The organism is Micromonospora sp. NPDC050695, assembly GCF_040654415.1.
Classification (GTDB): domain Bacteria; phylum Actinomycetota; class Actinomycetes; order Mycobacteriales; family Micromonosporaceae; genus Micromonospora.
Map to the genome: position 1 here is coordinate 1 of NZ_JBFAHZ010000012.1, position 18,113 is coordinate 18,113.

General features: G+C 71.9%; 16 protein-coding genes and 1 pseudogene. 5 read left to right on the forward strand and 12 right to left on the reverse strand.

Annotated elements, in window-relative coordinates:
- Positions 1–90: 90 nt before the first annotated feature.
- From AB0H52_RS11810 to AB0H52_RS11830, 5 genes are all read right to left on the reverse strand, one after another.
- Entirely contained in the window at positions 91–816 is a 726-nt protein-coding gene (locus AB0H52_RS11810; protein ID WP_357946835.1) for a hypothetical protein, read from the reverse strand.
- Positions 807–1,349, reverse strand: a complete 543-nt coding sequence (locus AB0H52_RS11815) for a hypothetical protein (RefSeq protein WP_151492065.1) — start codon at positions 1,347–1,349, stop codon at positions 807–809. Before AB0H52_RS11815 ends, AB0H52_RS11810 begins: the two co-directional genes overlap by 10 nt.
- A gap of 102 nt (positions 1,350–1,451) precedes the next feature.
- Positions 1,452–3,812, reverse strand: coding sequence for a sodium-translocating pyrophosphatase (locus AB0H52_RS11820; protein ID WP_151492066.1), 2,361 nt, complete (start codon positions 3,810–3,812; stop codon positions 1,452–1,454).
- 317 nt (positions 3,813–4,129) lie between these two features.
- Entirely contained in the window at positions 4,130–4,567 is a 438-nt protein-coding gene (locus tag AB0H52_RS11825) for an ATP-binding protein (RefSeq protein WP_151492067.1), read from the reverse strand.
- Entirely contained in the window at positions 4,564–4,920 is a 357-nt protein-coding gene (locus tag AB0H52_RS11830; protein ID WP_151492068.1) for an STAS domain-containing protein, read from the reverse strand. The genes AB0H52_RS11825 and AB0H52_RS11830 overlap by 4 nt, the downstream gene beginning before the upstream one ends.
- Before the next feature lie 140 nt (positions 4,921–5,060).
- On the opposite strand from AB0H52_RS11830, the gene AB0H52_RS11835 reads away from it, so the two are divergent.
- The 3 genes from AB0H52_RS11835 to AB0H52_RS11845 all read left to right on the forward strand — a co-directional run bounded on the left by AB0H52_RS11835 (position 5,061) and on the right by AB0H52_RS11845 (position 8,497).
- Positions 5,061–7,490: a DEAD/DEAH box helicase gene (locus AB0H52_RS11835; RefSeq protein WP_151492069.1), complete on the forward strand. Its 2,430-nt coding sequence runs from the start codon at positions 5,061–5,063 to the stop codon at positions 7,488–7,490.
- A gap of 101 nt (positions 7,491–7,591) precedes the next feature.
- The gene (locus tag AB0H52_RS11840; protein WP_151492070.1) at positions 7,592–7,798 is read left to right on the forward strand and encodes a hypothetical protein; all 207 of its coding nucleotides are present in this window, start codon (positions 7,592–7,594) and stop codon (positions 7,796–7,798) included.
- Between the two features lie 120 nt (positions 7,799–7,918).
- The gene (locus AB0H52_RS11845) at positions 7,919–8,497 is read left to right on the forward strand and encodes a hypothetical protein (RefSeq protein ID WP_151492071.1); all 579 of its coding nucleotides are present in this window, start codon (positions 7,919–7,921) and stop codon (positions 8,495–8,497) included.
- Between the two features lie 250 nt (positions 8,498–8,747).
- Here AB0H52_RS11845 and AB0H52_RS11850 read toward each other — a convergent pair.
- The 7 genes and pseudogenes from AB0H52_RS11850 to ssd form a co-directional block, all read right to left on the reverse strand.
- Positions 8,748–9,095, reverse strand: a pseudogene (locus AB0H52_RS11850) (Rv3654c family TadE-like protein); the annotation flags it as partial.
- Between the two features lie 236 nt (positions 9,096–9,331).
- Positions 9,332–9,706 carry a TadE family type IV pilus minor pilin gene (locus AB0H52_RS11855; RefSeq protein WP_151492077.1) on the reverse strand — a complete coding sequence of 125 codons (375 nt, stop codon included), beginning with the start codon at positions 9,704–9,706 and terminating at the stop codon, positions 9,332–9,334.
- A gap of 110 nt (positions 9,707–9,816) precedes the next feature.
- Positions 9,817–9,984, reverse strand: a complete 168-nt coding sequence (locus AB0H52_RS11860) for a DUF4244 domain-containing protein (protein ID WP_151492073.1) — start codon at positions 9,982–9,984, stop codon at positions 9,817–9,819.
- A gap of 22 nt (positions 9,985–10,006) precedes the next feature.
- Positions 10,007–10,591 (reverse strand): type II secretion system F family protein, encoded by a 585-nt coding sequence (locus tag AB0H52_RS11865; protein WP_225854721.1) that lies wholly within the window; start codon positions 10,589–10,591, stop codon positions 10,007–10,009.
- Positions 10,592–10,896: 305 nt separating this feature from the next.
- Positions 10,897–12,132, reverse strand: a complete 1,236-nt coding sequence (locus AB0H52_RS11870; RefSeq protein ID WP_357946840.1) for a hypothetical protein — start codon at positions 12,130–12,132, stop codon at positions 10,897–10,899.
- A complete protein-coding gene (locus AB0H52_RS11875; RefSeq protein ID WP_151492074.1) occupies positions 12,129–13,340 on the reverse strand; it encodes a TadA family conjugal transfer-associated ATPase in 1,212 nt (403 codons plus the stop codon). Before AB0H52_RS11875 ends, AB0H52_RS11870 begins: the two co-directional genes overlap by 4 nt.
- Complete coding sequence (gene ssd, locus AB0H52_RS11880) at positions 13,337–14,443, reverse strand: septum site-determining protein Ssd (protein ID WP_151492075.1); 1,107 nt, start codon at positions 14,441–14,443, stop codon at positions 13,337–13,339. Before ssd ends, AB0H52_RS11875 begins: the two co-directional genes overlap by 4 nt.
- 397 nt (positions 14,444–14,840) lie before the next feature.
- Between ssd and AB0H52_RS11885 the strand changes: the two genes are divergently transcribed.
- Together AB0H52_RS11885 and AB0H52_RS11890 are read left to right on the forward strand one after the other, a co-directional pair.
- Positions 14,841–16,595, forward strand: coding sequence for an ATP-binding protein (locus AB0H52_RS11885; protein WP_357946843.1), 1,755 nt, complete (start codon positions 14,841–14,843; stop codon positions 16,593–16,595).
- Positions 16,596–17,225: 630 nt separating this feature from the next.
- The gene (locus AB0H52_RS11890) at positions 17,226–18,032 is read left to right on the forward strand and encodes an HAD-IB family hydrolase (protein WP_151493264.1); all 807 of its coding nucleotides are present in this window, start codon (positions 17,226–17,228) and stop codon (positions 18,030–18,032) included.
- Positions 18,033–18,113 lie beyond the last annotated feature (81 nt).

Consider the following 18,113-nt stretch of genomic DNA (forward strand, 5'->3'; position numbering starts at 1 on the left):
CGAGGTGCCAGCGCGGCCGGGTCGACCGGTCTCGGCCTGGACATCGCCCGGCGTGGCGCCCCGGCGGGGGGCGGGGGGCGGGGGGTGGGGTTAGGGGCGGGGGGGCCAGGCGGTGGGTGGGGCGGTGGGGGGCGGGCCGCCGACCAGTTCGGCGAGGCGGGCCATCCGGCGGCGGCCGGTGATCCGGTACGCCGGGCCGTCCTCGTCCGGGCCGAGCAGCGTGCCGGCCAGCCCGACGGCGGCGAGTGCCGCGCCCACCGGTTCCCAGCACTCCTGGTCGCTCTCACCGAGCCGCAGCAGGAAACCGCCGGGCGGCTCCGGCGTCCCGGCGGCCGCGAGCCAGAGCCGCAGCCGCCGCCCGGTGAGATGGAAGGTGGCCGGTGGGCGTTTCGCCGGGCCGTGCAGCCACGCGGCTGCGAGCGGTTTCAAGACCCGGGTGTACGACGTACGGACGGCGTGTCGCTCGTCCCCGGTCGGCTCCCAGCTCGCCGCGAGCCCGCGCTGCCCCAGCTCGGCGACGAGCACGTGCACCCGCCAGGCGGCGTCCACCCGCACGGAGAGGCGCGCGGTGCCGCCCATCCGCACCACCTCACCCGGCCCGGCGAGCAGTCCGGCCAGGTCGGCGACCGTCGGCTCGGCCGCATCGGCGCCGAAGAAGACCAGTTGCCGACCGGCGTCGTCGGCCGGGACCGGTGGGTCAGGGTGGGCCGGAGTCCCACGCCGTCGCGCGGGCACGGACACGTCGGGCTCGGGCGCGGGGAACAGCGCCGGGGGCGGCTGCGCCCCCGGAGTGTCACCGAACCCGCTCAGCGACACTCCGGCACCTCGTCGAAGGCTTGTTTCAGCTCCTCGGAGTTGAGCTGACTGGTGTCCAGGGCGCTGGCGTCGTACTCCTTGTTGAGCGTGTCGACGGCGGCCCGCACGCCGTCGTAGAAGGTGGCCGGCTCGGTGGTGCTCAAGCCGTCGATGGTGTCCCGGGCGCGGCCGTAGGCGTCCCGCATCTTCTCCAGCGAGTTGCGGAAGCCCGCGGAGATGGCCTCACCGTTGTCGGTCTCCGGCACGCCGGCCTGCTCCACCTTGCGGCGCGCGGTCTCGCTGGCCTGCTCGGCCCCACCGAAGAGCCGCACCAGGTTCTCCTTGGCCTGCGCCGGCGTGGTCTGCGCGGTCATCTGCTCGTCCGTGCTGCTGGTCAACTTGCTGATCTCGGAACGCCACGGGGTGAGCGCGCCGCAGACCGTGGCCGCCCAGGCCCGCGGGCTGGGGCCGCCTCCGCAGCCGGCGAGCACGACGACGATCGTGGCCAGGACCACCGTGAACTTTCCGGCGGCAGACGCCCGGCACGTACGCATGCGTTGCAGCGTACGACCTTCGGCCAGGTGTGGCACCGGTCCGGATGGGCGGGGTCCCCGGCCGACACGTACGTCGACCGGGGACCCTGGAGCCGTTGATGGTCAGGCGTTGACCGTCTCCGGCCGGTGGTCGGTGCTGCCCGCGCCGGTGTTGCCGTCGGCGTCGGAGCTGTCCATCGCGATGCCCTTGCGCTTGCTGAACACCACCGACGCCACGATGATCAGCGTCGCGACCAGCGCGACGCCGACCCGCAGGCCGACGTTGCGGTCGTCGCCGACGCTCCACGCCACCACGGCGGGCGCGATCAGCAGCGAGACCAGGTTCATCACCTTGATCAGCGGGTTGATCGCCGGGCCGGCGGTGTCCTTGAACGGGTCGCCGACGGTGTCGCCGATGACCGTCGCGGCGTGCGCCTCGGAGCCCTTGCCGCCGTACGCGCCGTCCTCGACCAGCTTCTTGGCGTTGTCCCACGCGCCACCGGAGTTGGCCAGGAAGACGGCCATCAGAGTGCCCGCCCCGATCGCCCCGGCCAGGTAGGCGGCGAGCGCGCCGGGCCCGAGACCGAAACCGACCGCGATCGGCGCCAGGATGGCGAGCAGACCGGGGGTCATCAGCTCGCGCTGCGCGTCCCGGGTGCAGATGTCCACGACCTTGCCGTACTCCGGACGCTGGGTGCGGTCCATGATGCCGGGCAGCTCACGGAACTGCCGGCGGACCTCCATCACCACGGCGCCGGCCGAGCGGGACACCGCGTTGATGGCCAGCCCGGAGAAGAGGAACACCACCGCCGCGCCGATGATCAGGCCGACCAGGTTGCGCGGGTTGGCGACGTTCAGCGAGTTGAGGATCTCGTTGCCGACGTCGGCCACACCGGCGTCCGCGTACGCGCTGCTGAGCGTGTCGGTGTACGAGCCGAACAGCGCGGTCGCGGCGAGCACCGCCGTGGCGATCGCGATGCCCTTGGTGATCGCCTTGGTGGTGTTGCCGACGGCGTCCAGTTCGGTGAGCGTCCGGGCGCCGTGCTCGTCGATGTCGCCGGACATCTCGGCGATGCCCTGGGCGTTGTCGGAGATCGGCCCGAAGGTGTCCATGGCGACGATGACGCCGACCGTGGTGAGCAGGCCGGTGCCGGCCAGTGCGACCGCGAACAGCGACAGCGTGATGGAGCTGCCACCGAGCAGGAACGCCCCGAAGACGCCGGCGCCGATCAGCAGCGCCGAGTAGACCGCCGACTCCAGACCGATGCTGATGCCGGCCAGGATGACGGTGGCGGCACCGGTCTGCGAGCTCTTGCCGATGTCCTGCACCGGCCGACGGTTGGTCTCGGTGAAGTAGCCGGTCAGCGCCTGGATCGCGGCGGCCAGCACGATACCGATCACCACCGCGCCGATGGCCACCAACCGCGGGTCGCGGTCGGTGATGTCGAGCCCGCCCTCCAACTCGGCGAAGGTCGCCGGCAGGTAGGCGTACGCGGCGATCGCCACCAGCACCGCGGAGAGCACCGCCGAGAGGTAGAAGGCCCGGTTGATCGCGGTGAGGCCGCTGCGGTCGGACGTGCGCAGCCGGGTGATGAAGACGCCGACGATCGCGATCAGCACACCGATCGTGGAGATGATCAGCGGGAAGACCAGCCCGTCCTCGCCGAACGCGGCCCGGCCGAGGATCAGCGCGGCGACCAGCGTCACCGCGTACGACTCGAACAGGTCGGCGGCCATGCCGGCGCAGTCACCGACGTTGTCGCCCACGTTGTCGGCGATGGTGGCGGCGTTGCGCGGGTCGTCCTCGGGGATGCCCTGCTCGACCTTGCCGACCAGGTCGGCGCCGACGTCGGCGGCCTTGGTGAAGATGCCGCCGCCGACCCGCATGAACATCGCGAGCAGCGCGGCGCCGAAGCCGAAGCCCTCCAGCACGGTCGGCGCGTCGCCCCGGTAGACCAGGACGACCAGCGCCGCACCGAAGAGCCCGAGGCCGACGGTGAGGAAGCCGACCACGCCGCCGGTCCGGAAGGCGATCTTCATGGCGGCCTCGCGGCCACCCTGTCGCTCCCGGGCGGCGGCGGCGACCCGCAGGTTGGCGCGGGTGGCCAGCCACATGCCGGCGCCGCCGATGAACGCGCTGAACAGGGCGCCCACCACGAAGAAGAGCGAGCGGCCGATCTTCACGGCCGTCTCGTTGCCGTCGGTGTCGTGCACCGGCAGCAGGAAGAGCAGCACCACAGCGATCACGACGAAGATCGCCAGGGTGCGGAATTGGCGGAGCAGGTAGGCGGAGGCGCCCTCCTGGACCGCCCCCGAGATCTCCTGCATGTTCGTGGTGCCCTTGCCGGCTGCCAGCACCGCCTTTGTGAGGGCGGCGGCGAAGACGAGCGCCACCAGCGCGATTACCGCGGCGATGACGACGTACGTGACATTGCTTCCGGTAAGGGAAAGCCCGCCGCCGTCGGCGGCCAAGGTCTCGGACATCTGTGTCCTCCTGTTACCGAACACTCGCGCCGGTGGGTGGAGACGCACCGACCAGCGCCTGGATGCGGAATCGCAAGCGCGCCAACCCACCCCAGCGGACCAGCGATGACCACCCATACCCGCTGGCTGCGGGATGGGTCACTTGCTGACAACCCGGGTACTGTAGCCCTCCACAGTGTCAGAGGTCACACCCAGGTGGCACCGTGTCTCGATGATCTTCGTCGCTGTGTTATGAAACGAAATCTGATATAGGGATCGGTCCATGACAAGAAGACCGCATCCCGACGGGGATGCGGCCTTCGTGCAGCAGTTGTGGGTCAGCGGCCGACCGGCCACACCATCCGCACCTCGGTGCCGACACCGTCGTCGACCGGGCGCACCTGCAGGTCCTCGACGAAACCGGCCAGCAACGCGAAGCCGACACCGGTGGTCAACGCCTCATCGGTGAGCGACTCGTTGGCCAGCGCGTCCGGCGGCAGCGCGGCCAGTCCGATGCCCGCCTCGATCGGCGCCCGGTCGACCACCCGCACCGCGTACGAGCCGGAGTCGGACATCTCCACCAGCACCGGATCGGGCAGGCCGTACTGGCGGTGCAGGGCGACCGCCCGGGTGCACGCCTCGCCGATGGCCAGCCGTACCTCGTCCAGCAGGTCCTCCCGAACCCCGGCGCGCCGGGCGACGGCGACGCCGACCAGCCGGGCGGTGCGCACGTGCACCGGCGCCGGTGAGAAGGAGAGCCGGACTGTCGCCATCACGCGTTGGCACCGGTCGGCTCCGCGCCGACCGCGGCATCGACCGTCGAATGCAACGGGAACACCTGGTCCAACGCGGTGATCCGGAAGATCTTGAGCAACGGCTCCTTGTCGCAGACCAGGGCGAACGAGCCGCCGGCCGTCCGCAGCCGCTTGAGCGCGCCGACCAGCACGCCCAGCCCGGTGGAGTCGAGGAAGTCCACCCGACCGAGGTCGACCACCACATGCCGGGCGCCACCGTCGATCAGTTCGAGGAGCCGTTCACGGAGCCGGGGCGCGGTGTAGACGTCCACCTCACCGCCGACCTCGAGCACCGTGTGCTCACCCACAGTGCGGGTCGCCAGTGACAGCTCCATCGGTCCTCCTCGCCAGAGCCGTAAACTCTCCTGGGCATCTAACCACTACCGCCGGGACACCCTGCGGTCGCCGGCGGAGGCTTCCCTTTACCCGCCGGCCCGACTTTTCATCTCCGAACACCAGTGCGAGAGTGCAGGGCGTGACCTCCGACGACTTCAGCTCCGCGCGACTGTCGCCGCGGCTCGACCTGAAGCCGTCGACCAGCGCCACCGTATCCGCAGGTCCCGGCCCTGGGCCAACCCCGGGCGACCTGTTGCGTCGGCTGCGCGCCCGGGGCGCCGGCGACCCGGTCACCCACGTCGAACGGGTGCCGGCCCGCGCCGGCGAGCCCGCGCCGTGGCCGCCGTGGGCACCGACGGAACTGCGCGCGGCGTTCGCCCGGCGTGGCGTGGTCGCGCCCTGGCGGCACCAGGCCGAGGCCGCCAACCTGGCGTACGACGGCGGGCACGTCGTGGTCGCCACCGGCACCGCGTCCGGCAAGTCGATGGCGTACCAGCTCCCGGCGCTGGCGACCCTGCTCGCCGACCCCCGGGCCACCGTGCTCTACCTGGCACCGACCAAGGCGCTCGCCGCCGACCAGCTACGGGCCGTCGCCGCGCTGGAGCTGGAGGGGGTACGCCCGGCCTGCTACGACGGGGACACTCCGCGCGCCGAGCGGGAGTGGATCCGCCGGCACTCCCGATTCGTGCTGACCAACCCGGACATGCTGCACCACGGCATCCTGCCCGGGCACGCCCAGTGGTCCGGTTTCCTGCGCCGACTCACGTACGTGGTGATCGACGAGTGCCACACCTACCGGGGCGTGTTCGGCTCGCACGTGGCGCACGTGCTGCGTCGGCTTCGCCGGCAGTGCGCCCGGTTCGGGGCCACGCCGGTGTTCGTGCTCGCCTCGGCGACCTCCGGCGACCCGGCGACCGCGGCCGGGCGGCTGACCGGCCTACCGGTGACGGCGGTCACCGAGGACGCGTCACCGCGCGGCGGGGTGACCTTCGCGCTCTGGGAGCCGCCGCTGCTGCCACCCGACTCCACCGCCGCGTCCGCGGTGCCCCCGCAGGCGGCCGGCGACCACGACGCCATGACGGATCTCGTCCAGGTCCGCCGGTCGGCGCTGCGCGAGACCGCGGACCTGCTCGCCGACACGGTCGCCGAGGGGGTACGCACGCTCGCGTTCGTCCGGTCCCGCAAGGGCGCCGAGGTGGTGGCGGCCAGCGCGCGACGGGCGCTGGACGACGCGGTGCCCGGCCTCGGCGACCGGGTGGCCGCCTACCGGGGCGGCTACCTGCGCGAGGAACGCCGTGAGCTGGAGCGGGCGCTGCTGCACGGTGATCTGCTCGGTCTGGCCTCCACCAACGCGCTGGAGCTGGGCGTCGACCTGATCGGGCTCGACGCGGTGCTGATCTGCGGCTACCCGGGCACTCGGGCGTCGCTGTGGCAGCAGGCGGGCCGCGCCGGGCGCTCCGGGCAGGAGGCGCTCGCGGTGCTGGTGGCCCGGGACGACCCGCTCGACACCTATCTGGTGCACCATCCGGAGGCCATCTTCGGGGCGCCGGTGGAGGCGACGGTCCTCGACCCGGCCAACCCGTACGTGCTGGCCCCACAGCTGGCCTGCGCCGCGGTGGAGGCGCCCCTCACCCCGGCCGACCTGGCGCTCTTCGGCGACGGGGCGAAGGAGGCGATCGACGAGCTGGTGGCGGCCGGTGCGCTACGGCAGCGACCCACCGGCTGGTACTGGCGGCACCGGGAACGCCCCGAGGTGGATTTGCGCGGCGAGGGCGGCGCACCGGTCTGCGTGGTCGAGTCGGCCACCGGCCGGCTGCTCGGAACGGTCGACGGCGGCTCCTCGCACTTCCTACTCCATTCCGGCGCCGTCTACCTGCACCAGGGCGTCTCGTACGTGGTGGACGAGTTGGACCTCGCCGACGGTTGCGCGCTGGTGCACGTCGAGGAGCCGGACTGGTCCACCCACGCGCGGGATGTCACCGACCTGTCCGTGGTGTCGGTGCGCTCCTACGTGGACGCCGGTCCGGTCGGCATGTTCCTCGGTGAGGTGGACGTGACCAGCCAGGTGGTGTCGTACCAGCGGCGCCGGATCGCCACCGGTGAGGTGATCGACACCCGGCCGCTCGACCTGCCCACCCGTGAGCTGCGCACGGTGGCGGTCTGGTTCACCCTGTCGCCGCAGTCGTTGGCTGCCGCCGGAGTCCAGCCGGCCGACGTGCCGGGCGCGCTGCACGCGGCCGAGCATGCCGCGATCGGTCTGCTGCCCCTGATGGCCACCTGCGACCGGTGGGACATCGGCGGTCTCTCCACGGCGGTGCACCCGGACACGGAGGCGCCGACCGTCTTCGTCTACGACGGGCATCCGGGTGGCGCCGGCTTCGCGGAGCGGGCGTACGGGACGGCGTCGGCGTGGCTGCGGGCCACCCGGGACGCGATAGCGGAGTGCGGCTGCGAAACCGGCTGCCCGTCGTGTGTGCAGTCGCCGAAGTGCGGCAACGGCAACAATCCGCTCTCCAAGCCGGACGCGATCCGCGTCCTCGACGTGGTGCTCGCGAACCTGCCCGCCTGATCGGCCCTTGCATGAATCCACCGGGCACGGGGCACAATGATGTGGGAGCGCTTCCATCGATGCCTGTCCAGCCGTTCACCCCCGCGCCCCGAGGAGAAGCCGTGGCCGACACCATCGCCGAGACCGTCGACCTGCTCTACACCATCGACCAGGAACAACTCACCCTCGATCAGCAGATCGCGCTCGGATCCGCGCTGGCCGCTCTGGCTCAGGCGGAACGACTGGAGCAGATCAACGAACGGCTGCGCGGCATCCACCAGGTCCTCAACGGCTGGGCGCTGCGCGCCGCTACCGCCGAGAGCCGCTGACCTTCGCAGGGATCGACCGGACGGGCCGGGGCGGTCGGGGATGGGAGCGCCGGGGGCGCGGGCCCGCAGAGGTTGTCGGGCTGTGCGAGACTCCGGCGCACCATCCCCTGAGGAGATCAGATGCAGCTCGACAACTTGCAGAGCCAGCACCAGTTCCACGTCCGCCAGCGGCTGCGGCTGATGGTCAACCAGTACGAGGTCCGGGCGGTCTCCCCGGACGGCACCGAGGGTGAGCTGTTGGCGTTCGCGCAGCAGAAGCGGCTCGCCTTCAAGGAGCAGGTGACGATCTACACCGACGACTCCAAGCAGCAGCCCCTGCTCGGCTTCAAGGCCCGCCAGCGCCTCGACCTCGGCGCCACGTACGACGTCACCGACGCGGCCGGCAACCCGATCGGCCTGTTCCGTAAGGACTTCGCCCAGTCGCTGCTGCGGTCCACCTGGCACGTCGAGCAGGCCGGTCTGCCGCAGGTCACGGGCCAGGAGCGCAGCCTGCCGGTGGCGCTGCTGCGCCGGTTCGTCGACTCGCTGTCCTGGCTGCCGTACCACTTCGACTTCACCGCCGGCGGCCAGCCGGGCTTCACCGTGGTGAAGAAGTGGGGCCTGCGCGACAAGTACGTCGTCGAGGTGCAGAACCCGCAGCTCGACCGCCGTCTCGTCATCGCGATGGCCGTGGCGCTCGACGCGCTGCAGGCGCGCTGACCCAACCGACGTGCACATCCCCGATCGCCGGCCGGGACGCGGGCACCCTGCCCACGTCCCGGCCAGCAGGCCGTCGGGCGCAGCCCCAGCCGGTGACCGTTCGGGCGCGGCCCGATTGGTGACCCGGTCGCAGCGCGGCCCGGTTGGTGACCGGTCGCTGCCGCGTTCGAGAAGCCGATGCCCACTCCCGGTCGGCGACGCTGTGGAGTTGATGTCGTAGACGAATCGCCGCCCGGTCCGGTCCGAGCGCTCAGCCGCGTACCGGGCCTGCTCGCGCTGTCGACACCGCGACCCGGGTCAGGCCGGGCAGTGGCGTGACCGCCACCTCGACGGTCACCAGCACGTCGAGCCCGTCGAGACGACAGGCGACCAGCCGTCCGCCGTTGCGGTCGACGACGTCCAGGGCCGACGCGCAGGCCCCCACGTCGCCGTCCAGCGCCTTGCCGGCTCCGGCCAGCGCGCCGAGGTCGGCTGCCACCGCCGCCCGCTGAGCGGCCATCGCCGCCACGGCGACGGCCGCACCGAACGTCCCGACCAGCACGAAGACCAGCCCTACCGCCAGCAGCACGACGGTCGCCCCACCCCGGTCGCCGTCCGACCGCCCGCCCTCAAGCCGCTCGCCCTGGGACCGCCCGCCCTCGAACCGCTCACCCTCAGACCGCCCGCCCTCAAGCCGCTCGCCCTGGGACCGCCCGCCCTCGAACCGCTCACCCTCAGACCGCCCGCCCTCAAGCCGCTCGCCCTGGGACCGGGTGTCTCGTCGCTCAGCGTCCGGGCGATCGTTGTGCCAGCGTCTGCGATGTTGGTGCCGTGGTCCGTCCGTAGCCCGGTGGTTCATTGGTCCAGCTCCCCTACACCCGGTTCGAGGGCCGCGACGGCGGTGGCGGCCACGGTGATTCGTGGTAGTCGACCGCCCAGGGTGCGTACGGGCGCGCGCACCGTCGCATACACCCGCTCGCCGTCGATCGACACCGACACCTCCGCGCCCGGCGGCCCCGCACCCCGGCCATCGGTGCTGCCGTCCGCGCCCCGGGCTGCGGCCAGCGCCGCCTCCCGGGCCGCGTGCAGACAACTCGCCTGGGTACCGACAGCGTTGACGGCGGTCAGTCCGGCGAGCAGGAGCAAGACCAGCGCCGGCAGGCCGGCCGCCAGTTCGGCGGTGAAGGACCCCCGGTCCCCGCCGACGAGTCGCCGCCCGCCGCCGGGCAGCCCCGAGAACCTCCGAGCGCCTCTGGCGACCCGACCGGGCCTCCGCGTGCCGGTGGACGTCAGCCCGCCGGCGCTGGATTCCCGACCGGGTCCGGCCTGCCGGCGCCCGGTCACTTCAGCGCCCGGTCGATGACGGCGGTCAACGCCGACTGGACGTTGCCGGAGGTCAAGACCTTCAACAGGATCCCGGCGAAAGCGACCGCGGCGAGCGTGCCGACGGCGTACTCGGCGGTGTTCATCCCGGCGTCGCCGCGCAGGCGGCCGATGAGTTTGCGCATGGCTGTTTCCCTTCTCGATGGGTCAGAGCACGTCGCCGAGGACGGCGACGATCACCGGCACCAGACCGGCGAGAATGAATGCGGGCAGGAAGCAGAGCCCCAGCGGTAGGACGATGAGCACCCCCGCCCGGCGGGCCGACGCCTCGGCGGCGGTGGCACGGTCGGCGCGCAGGTCGTCGGCGAGCCGGGTCAGCGCACCGGCCAGGGCGGCACCACTGTTGGCCGAGCGCGCCGCGGCCGCCGCCAACCGGTCCGCACCCGAGACCCCGTCCAGCGCGGACCACGCCTCCGCCGGACCGCCGCCGAGCAGCAGCGTGCGACCGACCCGGGCCAGCCGGTCAGCGAGCGGGCCGTCCAGCGCCTCCGCGACGGCCAGCACCGATCGGTCCACCGGGGCACCTGCCCGCATCGCCGCAGCCAGTAGGTCGGCGGCGAGCGGCAGGTCGGCGGCCTCCCGCAGCCGACGTCTGCGCACGGCCGGCGGCTCGATCCGCCGCAGCAGCACGTCCAGAAGGAACGCGGTCAGGACCCCGCCGAGCAGCCCGAACCACCCTTCGACGATCACGGCCACGGCGAGGCCGCCAAGGCCGGCGGCGAGCCGGATCACGTCCGGCCGGCGCCGGTTGGCTGGTCGCGGCCAGTCGACCGCAGGGCGCTGGCTCCCCGAACCACGCCGGTCGACCGGCACACGCTGGCTTCCCGACCCACGCCGGTCATCCGGCACACACTGGCTGCCCAACCCACGCCGGTCACCCGGCATTTCGCCGCCCGACCCGCGCTGGCGCGCCGGGCCGCGCTGGCGCGTCGGATGGCTCGCCGGGCCGCGCTGGCGGACTGTCTTACTCAACCGGAGCGACGCGACGAGCAGGGCAGCGAGCACCAGCCCGATGGCGACGAGCACCATTGGGGACATCAGGCGGGCCGCCCCGGCGTCGAACCGAGCCGTTCGGCCCAGAACAGGCCGACGACCTGCAGGGCGACCGCGAGGACAGCGCAGACACCGCCGACCGTGCTGTGCAGGAGCACCGCCACGGGATCGACGCCGATCGCGTACCCGAGCCCGATCCCGCCGACCGGCAGGGCCGCCAACAGCCAGGCGGTGGCCCGGGCGCCGGCCGCCTGCGCAGCGGCGGCCGCGAGCCCTCGGTCGGTTGCCCGTGCGTCCGCCTCGATCCGCTCGACCAGCTCGGCGAGCGGCGCGCCCGTCCGGTCCGCGAGCCGCACCGCAGCCGAGGTCAGCTGGCGAAGCCGGTCCGACCCACCGGCGGAGGCGACCTCGATGACCGGCGGCACGGGCACGCCCGCCCGGAGGTCCGCGGCGAGACCACATAGCTGGTCCAACCCACGCCGACGGATCCGCTCGGCGCGCCGGTTGGCCCGCCGGCGCACCAGGCCACGCACGACCAGCGTGCCGTACCCGGCCAGTGCGACCCCGGCGACCGGACCGCCGATCACGGCGCCGACGCCGGCACCCACCAGACCGGCCAGCAGCAGTACGCGCGCAGATCGCACACCACGTACCGCGGCGAACCCGCCATCCTCCCGGCCATCGGGGTCGACCAACTGCTGGTCACGGCGATCCACGTCACCGCGAGGAACAGTTGCCGCACCTGCGACGCGGCCCGGGCCGTCCGCGTGCACTGCCCTGCGACCGTCGCCACCTGACGTGTCGCCCGGACCGTGCGCCTCGGGCTCACCGCCGTCGAACGTCGACGTGGCAACGGAGGCACCGGCACGCGGTTCCGCATCCAGGGCCACCGCCCCCGGTCGATCGGTGCCGGCCGGGCGGCGTGGGTCCCGGCGGGTCGGCGGACGGGCCGGGCCGGCCGGACGCCTGGAGCCCACCCAACTCGCGACACCGATGGTGTCCCGGTCGGAGCGTGCGGCCGGTGCCTGTCCGCCAGCGGATTCCGCAGCCGGCGGGTACTTCGAGATGGCAGCCTGGGTTGATCTCTCTTCGGGTCCGTCGGGCGTGCGACCCAACTCCCGGACCCACTGCACCAGGGCGTCGTCCGGATCATCAACGACGGTGCCAGGGCCTGCGGCCAGCACCCGACGGCGGCGGGCACGGATGGTCCGAACCGGCCACGCCACCAGGACCGCGGCACCCAGGAGCAGCACCGCCACCAGCACCGACCCGCCCGTCATGCCGGACCCGCCGATCCGGGCCACGGCTCACCGAGGATCGGTGGCACCGCCACACCCCGCTCGCGCAACAGCGCCCCCAGCGCGCGTGCGGCCTGCCCCAGCCCACGACCACGCACCCACGCGGGCACCACGGTGACCAGCCGATCCGGCCCCTCGGGGAGCAGCAGGCAGATCGATTCCAGGACTCGTCCGCGGTCGCCACGTCGTACCTGAAACAACACCTGCAATGCCGCGACCACCTGGGCGTGCAGCGCGGCGCGCGGCAGCCCACCCAGCATGCCGAGCGCCTCCAGGCGCGCCGGTACGTCCGACGGCGCGTTGGCGTGCAGCGTGCCGGCCCCGCCGTCGTGGCCGGTGTTGAGTGCCGCCAGCAGGTCCACCACCTCACCGCCCCGACACTCACCGACCACCAGCCGGTCCGGACGCATCCGCAGCGCCTGCCGGACCAGGTCGGCGAGGCTGACCACGCCGGTTCCCTCGACATTGGCGGTACGAGCCTGGAGCCCCACCACGTGCGGATGCCCCGGACGCAGTTCGGCGGCATCCTCGACCAGCACGATCCGCTCCGTCGCCGGCACCAGACCGAGCAGCGTGTTGAGCAGGGTCGTCTTCCCGGATCCGGTGCCGCCGGTGACCAGGTACGCCAGCCGAGCGGCGACGACGGCCGCGAGCACGGGAGCCACCGGACGCGGCACCGTCCCCTGACGCACCAACTCGTCGAGGGTGAACGGCCGGTGCCGGAAGGTCCGCAGCGACAGGTACGGTCCCTCGGTCGCCACCGGCGGCAGCACCGCGTGCAACCGGGTGCCGTCGGCGAGCCGGGCGTCCGCGTACGGGGATCCGTCGTCGAGCCGTCGCCCGGCGCTGGCGATCAGCCGCTGCGCCAACCGGCGTACGTCCTCCACCGTGCCGACCGGCACCGGGACCTGGTGCAGCCCCGCTCCCCGGTCGACCCACACCCGGACGCCGTTGACCAGCACGTCGGTCACCTCGGGGTCGGCGAGCAGCGGTGCCAGCGGCCCGGCGCCGACGAGGTCGTCGTGCACCCGGTCGGCGATGCGCAGCACGGCGGTGTCGCCGAGCACCGCGGCTGCGGGTTCCGCGCGTACCGCGGAGACGATCGCCGCCGGCGTGACCGGTGTGCTGGCACCGGCGATGCGCTGTCGTACCCGGGCGGCCAGGCTCGCATCGTCCGGCCGGGCCGTCATGCCGCACCCGTCGCGGGCACGCCGGTGAGGTCAGCGACGATCCGCTGGCAGAGCGCGGCCAGCGGGCCCTTCCCGGCGGCGGCTGGTGCCTCGCCCCGTTCCAGCCCTCGGCAGAGTCCTGGTTCGGGACGCAGAGTGCCGGCGAGGGGAAGCCCGAGTGCCCGCGCGACCTCGGTGGCGCGTAGCCGGCCCGGGGCGGGACCGCGCACCACGACCGAGAGCGCGGCGCAGTGCGGCGCAGCCGCGGCCACCACCCGGGCGGCAGCGGCGGTGGCGCGCAGCTCCGCGGGTACGACGACGTACGCCTGATCGGCTGCCTGCAGCGCGACCACCGCCGCGTCGTCCAACTGTCGGGGCAGGTCGATCACCACGAAGTCCCGGCCGCGTCGGGCGGCGTCGACGGTCGCCGCCATGGCCGCCGCGGGCAACGCCAGCAGGTCGCCGCGATCCCAGGAGAGCACCACCAGGTCACCCCGGCTGGGCAGAGCCCGGACCAGCGCCGGCGCGTCGACCCGACCGTCGGCACCACTGAGCGCCGGCCAGCGCAGCCCCTCCAACTGTTCCCAACCGAGTACGAGGTCGAGGCCACCGCCGAGCGGATCGGCGTCGACCAGCAGGGTGCGCAGCCGCGCCCGCGCGGCGGTCACGGCCAGCCCGCCCGCGAGCACACTCGCACCGGCACCGCCGCGCCCGCCGAGCAGCGCGACGATCCGCGCGCTGGAGTCGTCCGCGAGGCTGGGGCCGTGCTCGGCGAACCGATCCACCAGCCACGGTTCGGCGGCCGGCAACGTGGCGACATGCTCGGCGCCGATCAACTCGGCGATCTGCCAACCAGGGTCGAGCTGACCGGACCGACCAACCAGCACCAACCGGGGTCGCCGCGGCAGCCGGGCCCGCAGGCACGGCTGCGCCTGGTCGGCGCCGAGCAGAACCAACGGCGCGGGAAGCCAGCGAGTGCGGGCTGCCGCTGGATCGGCGGCGAGTTCCACCTCGATGCCGCCTGCGGCGGCGAGCCGAAGCAGGTCGTCGAGCAGGTCACCGTCGCCGGTGACGAGCAGTGGAAGCCGTCGGATCGGGGGCGGAACGGAGGTACGGGGTGGCATCGCGGCCTCCAGCAGTCGGGGCTCGGTTGTGCCGCCGACCCTGCTCGGAATCCGCCCCTGGTACCGCCCCAGGTACGCCGCCTGTGGACAACTTCGCGGCCTGTGGACAACGCCCGTCGAGACAGTTGATCTGCTACGCGCGCGGCCTGTCCGGCTGGCGCGTCAGCGCGTGGCGAATTGCGGAGGCGTCGCGCGGATCGAGCGGCCGACGCGGTGAGCCGGCTTTCGTGTGACCCCCGGGTCACCACGCCCGACGCAGCGAATTGTCCCCTGAGACCAGAAAGCAGAAGATCATTCAGGTCGAGGGCCTCCAATGGCAGCTCTTCAGGTCTCGTCCTGACTGGACGGCGGCACTAGGCTGGCCGATGCCGGACCGGAGGACGCCGCGGAGGTAAAGATGGATGAGGAACTACTTCCGAAGGAGCGCCTGGAAAGCGCCATACGTAAGGGTGAGAGCCAGTTCCGCGAATTCAAGACGGCACTAGAGGGCCCGCCGGGGCACAAAAGGCCGCGAGATGTCCGGGATATCAAACGAGATATCGCTGAAACCCTGGTGGCGTTCGCCGACAGCGAGGGGGGCCAGCTGTTCGTGGGCGTCGAGGACGATGGGACGGTAACCGGGGTACCGCACTCGGCGAATGCCATCGAAGGGCTTCTGGCCGCCCCGCAGACAAATGTCCTGGCGCAAACACCGCTGCCATCGCCACTCAAGTCGCGCATCTATCATGACGGCAAGCTGGTCCTGCTGTTTGCCGTCGCCAAGAGCACCGTGGCCATTCATCAGACGAGCGATGGGAAGTGTCTCCAGCGAAGCGACCGGGAGTCGATCCCGATCGCGACCGAGATCGTCCACTTTGAGCGCCAGGAGCAGCGCTCCCGCTCCTACGATCGACAGTACGTCGACGGTGCCGACCTGGACTCCCTGGATATCCCACTCATACGCAGCCTCGGTGAGCAAGTCGCCCCCGGGATGTCAGAAGAAAAGGTTCTTCAGCTACTCGACCTGGCAGACTACGACGGGTTCCACGTGCGGCTTCGCCGAGCGGCGCTGCTCCTCTTCGCCAACGACGTTCAGCGGTGGCATCCTCGGTGCCAGGTTCGAATCCTCCGGGTTGTGGGCACCGAGATGCGGCCGGGCAAAGAATACAATGTGTCGAACGACGAGATCGTCCGCGGCAATATCCTCACGCTGTTGGTGCGCGCCTGGGACGCCATCCGTAACCACCTCGTGCAGGTGAGGCTCGAACGGAGTGGCCTGTTCGAGGAGCGGGTCATGTACCCGGAGGATGCCTGCCGGGAAGTCCTGATCAATGCTGTTGCGCACCGCGACTACAGCGACGAGGGGCGCGGCGTCGAGGTGTTCGTGTACGACGACCGGATGGAAGTACGGAGCCCGGGATCCCTGCTGTCTACGGTATCCGTGCAAGATCTGCTTCGGCTCTCCGGGGCCCACGAGTCGCGTAACCCGTTTGTCGCCCGAACCCTGCGCGAGGCACGCTTCATGCGTGAGGTGGGCGAAGGAATGCGACGGATCTTCGCGCTGATGAAAGCCAACGACCTGGTGGACCCGGAGCTTCGGGCCGAAAATGACAACTTCGCCATCACACTGCACCACGAATCGGTTTTCTCCGAGACGGACCAGCGCTGGCTCGCGGCCTTCGACGGGTTCAACCTGCCCGTCGACGAGATGAAGGTCTTGCTCCTCGGGCGGGATGGCGCGCTGTTCAGCACCCAGCAGGTCTTCGACGCACTCGGCCTGGTCGACGCCGAGCAGTACCGCGCGTTGCTCTCGAACCTTCAGCTGAAGGGGCTCGTGGTGACGCAGGTTTCGAAAGCGGCAGCGTCTGCCCGGGCAAGGCGCACCAAGGTGTCGGTCAGAAGTGTCCCACGGTTCGCGATTCGGCGTCCGATTGACTGCGAGAGAGACCTGGTCGACTTGATCAGGGCACTCGGCTCCCTCTCGGTCAACGGCAGACCGCTGACACCGATCGAGTTGGCGCAAGTCAGGGGCAAGATTTCGCCGGACAATCTGTACGGGCGAGCCGGGGCGTCCCTGCCTCAGGCACTCCAGGCGCTCGAACTTGTCGACCGCGACAAGACTTTCACTGATCGCTACCGGAAACTCGCGGCAATGTATGCGCCGCGAAAATGAGTCGATCCGGGGCAGCGTCTGACCTGCTCGGGCCACCAGCGCTCCGCACAAGCACCGCCTCCACCCACTCTGGCGGCCCTTGCCCAAACGACCGACGCAGCCGCCACCCCGCAGCCGCCGACAAGATCTGGCAGCTCGACCCGCCCCGTGTCGCGTGCGTGTTGGTGAAGCATTGACCCAGCCAGCGGAACCTCGCCATCCCGTCGCCGTCGACCCGCCCTGGTGGGGCGGGCCGCCGTCGGGGCCGCCACTGGCTGGTCTGGACGGGCCGGAGGACGACCTGTGCGGTGCGCGCTCCCACAGGAAAGGGACGACCCCCGTCGGGGGGAGACGGGGGTCGTCGGAGGTTCGGCTCCGGGGGGGTCGAGCCGAACCACTCAGCGGTCACGGGGGGTGCAACCGCCGAGGGTCTGTCTGTTTCGAGGATGTGAGAGCTCGTCGTACCGACAAGTCTGCCTGAGCGGGCCCGTCACGTCGAGTGGTGCCGCCTCCACTCACTGCGAAAATCTCCTCGCGCAGTGTGAGCGTGATCACGCGGAGCGGAGGTGGCGGTGTCAGCCCGCAGGTCTGAGGGGTGGCGTGACCCCGGGCATCCGCCGACGATAGACCATCCGGCTAGACTTTTGCGCCGTGGGCCGAAGTGCCGCTTTCTTCGATCTGGACAAGACCGTCATCGCCAAGTCGAGCGCCCTGGCGTTCGGTCGGCCGTTCTACCGGGACGGGCTGATCACCCGGCGTGACGTGGTCAAGTCGGCGTACGCGCAGCTGATGTTCCGGCTGGGCGGCACCGACGAGCAGACCATGGCCCGAACACGGGACTACCTGGCTGCGCTGTGCAAGGGCTGGCAGGTGGAGCAGGTCCGCCAGATCGTCGCGGAGACACTGCACGAGCTGATCAACCCTTACGTGTACGCCGAGGCGGCCGCCCTGATCGAGGAGCACCAGGCTGCCGGTCGGGACGTGGTGCTGGTCTCCGCGTCCGGCGAGGAGATGGTCCGGCCGATCGGTGAGCTGCTCGGCGTGACCGACGTGATCGCCACGCGGATGACGGTGCGCGACGGCCGGTACAGCGGCGAGGTCGAGTTCTACGCGGCCGGCCCGAGCAAGGTCGAGGCGGTCACCGAGCTGGCTGCCGCCCGCGACTACGACCTGGCCGACTCGTACGCCTACTCCGACTCGTACAGCGATCGCCCGCTGTTGGAGTGCGTGGGCCACCCGAGTGTGGTCAACCCGGATCGGCAGCTGCGCAAGCTGGCGTCGGAGAACGCGTGGCCGGTGTTGGAGTTCCGGCACCCGATCCCGCTGGGTCGCCGGCTGCGGGAGCGGCCCGCCGTCCCGGTTGCCGCGGCGGCCCTGGGCGTCGGGGTGGGCGTGGCCATCGGCATCGCCTGGTACGGGCGCCACCGTCGCACCCGCGCCGCCGCCACCACGGCCTGACCCCATCCACCCTCGGGTCGATCATGGATTTGTGGTGGGCGCCTTCGCCAGTTTCGCGGCTTTTGTCAGGCACCACAACTA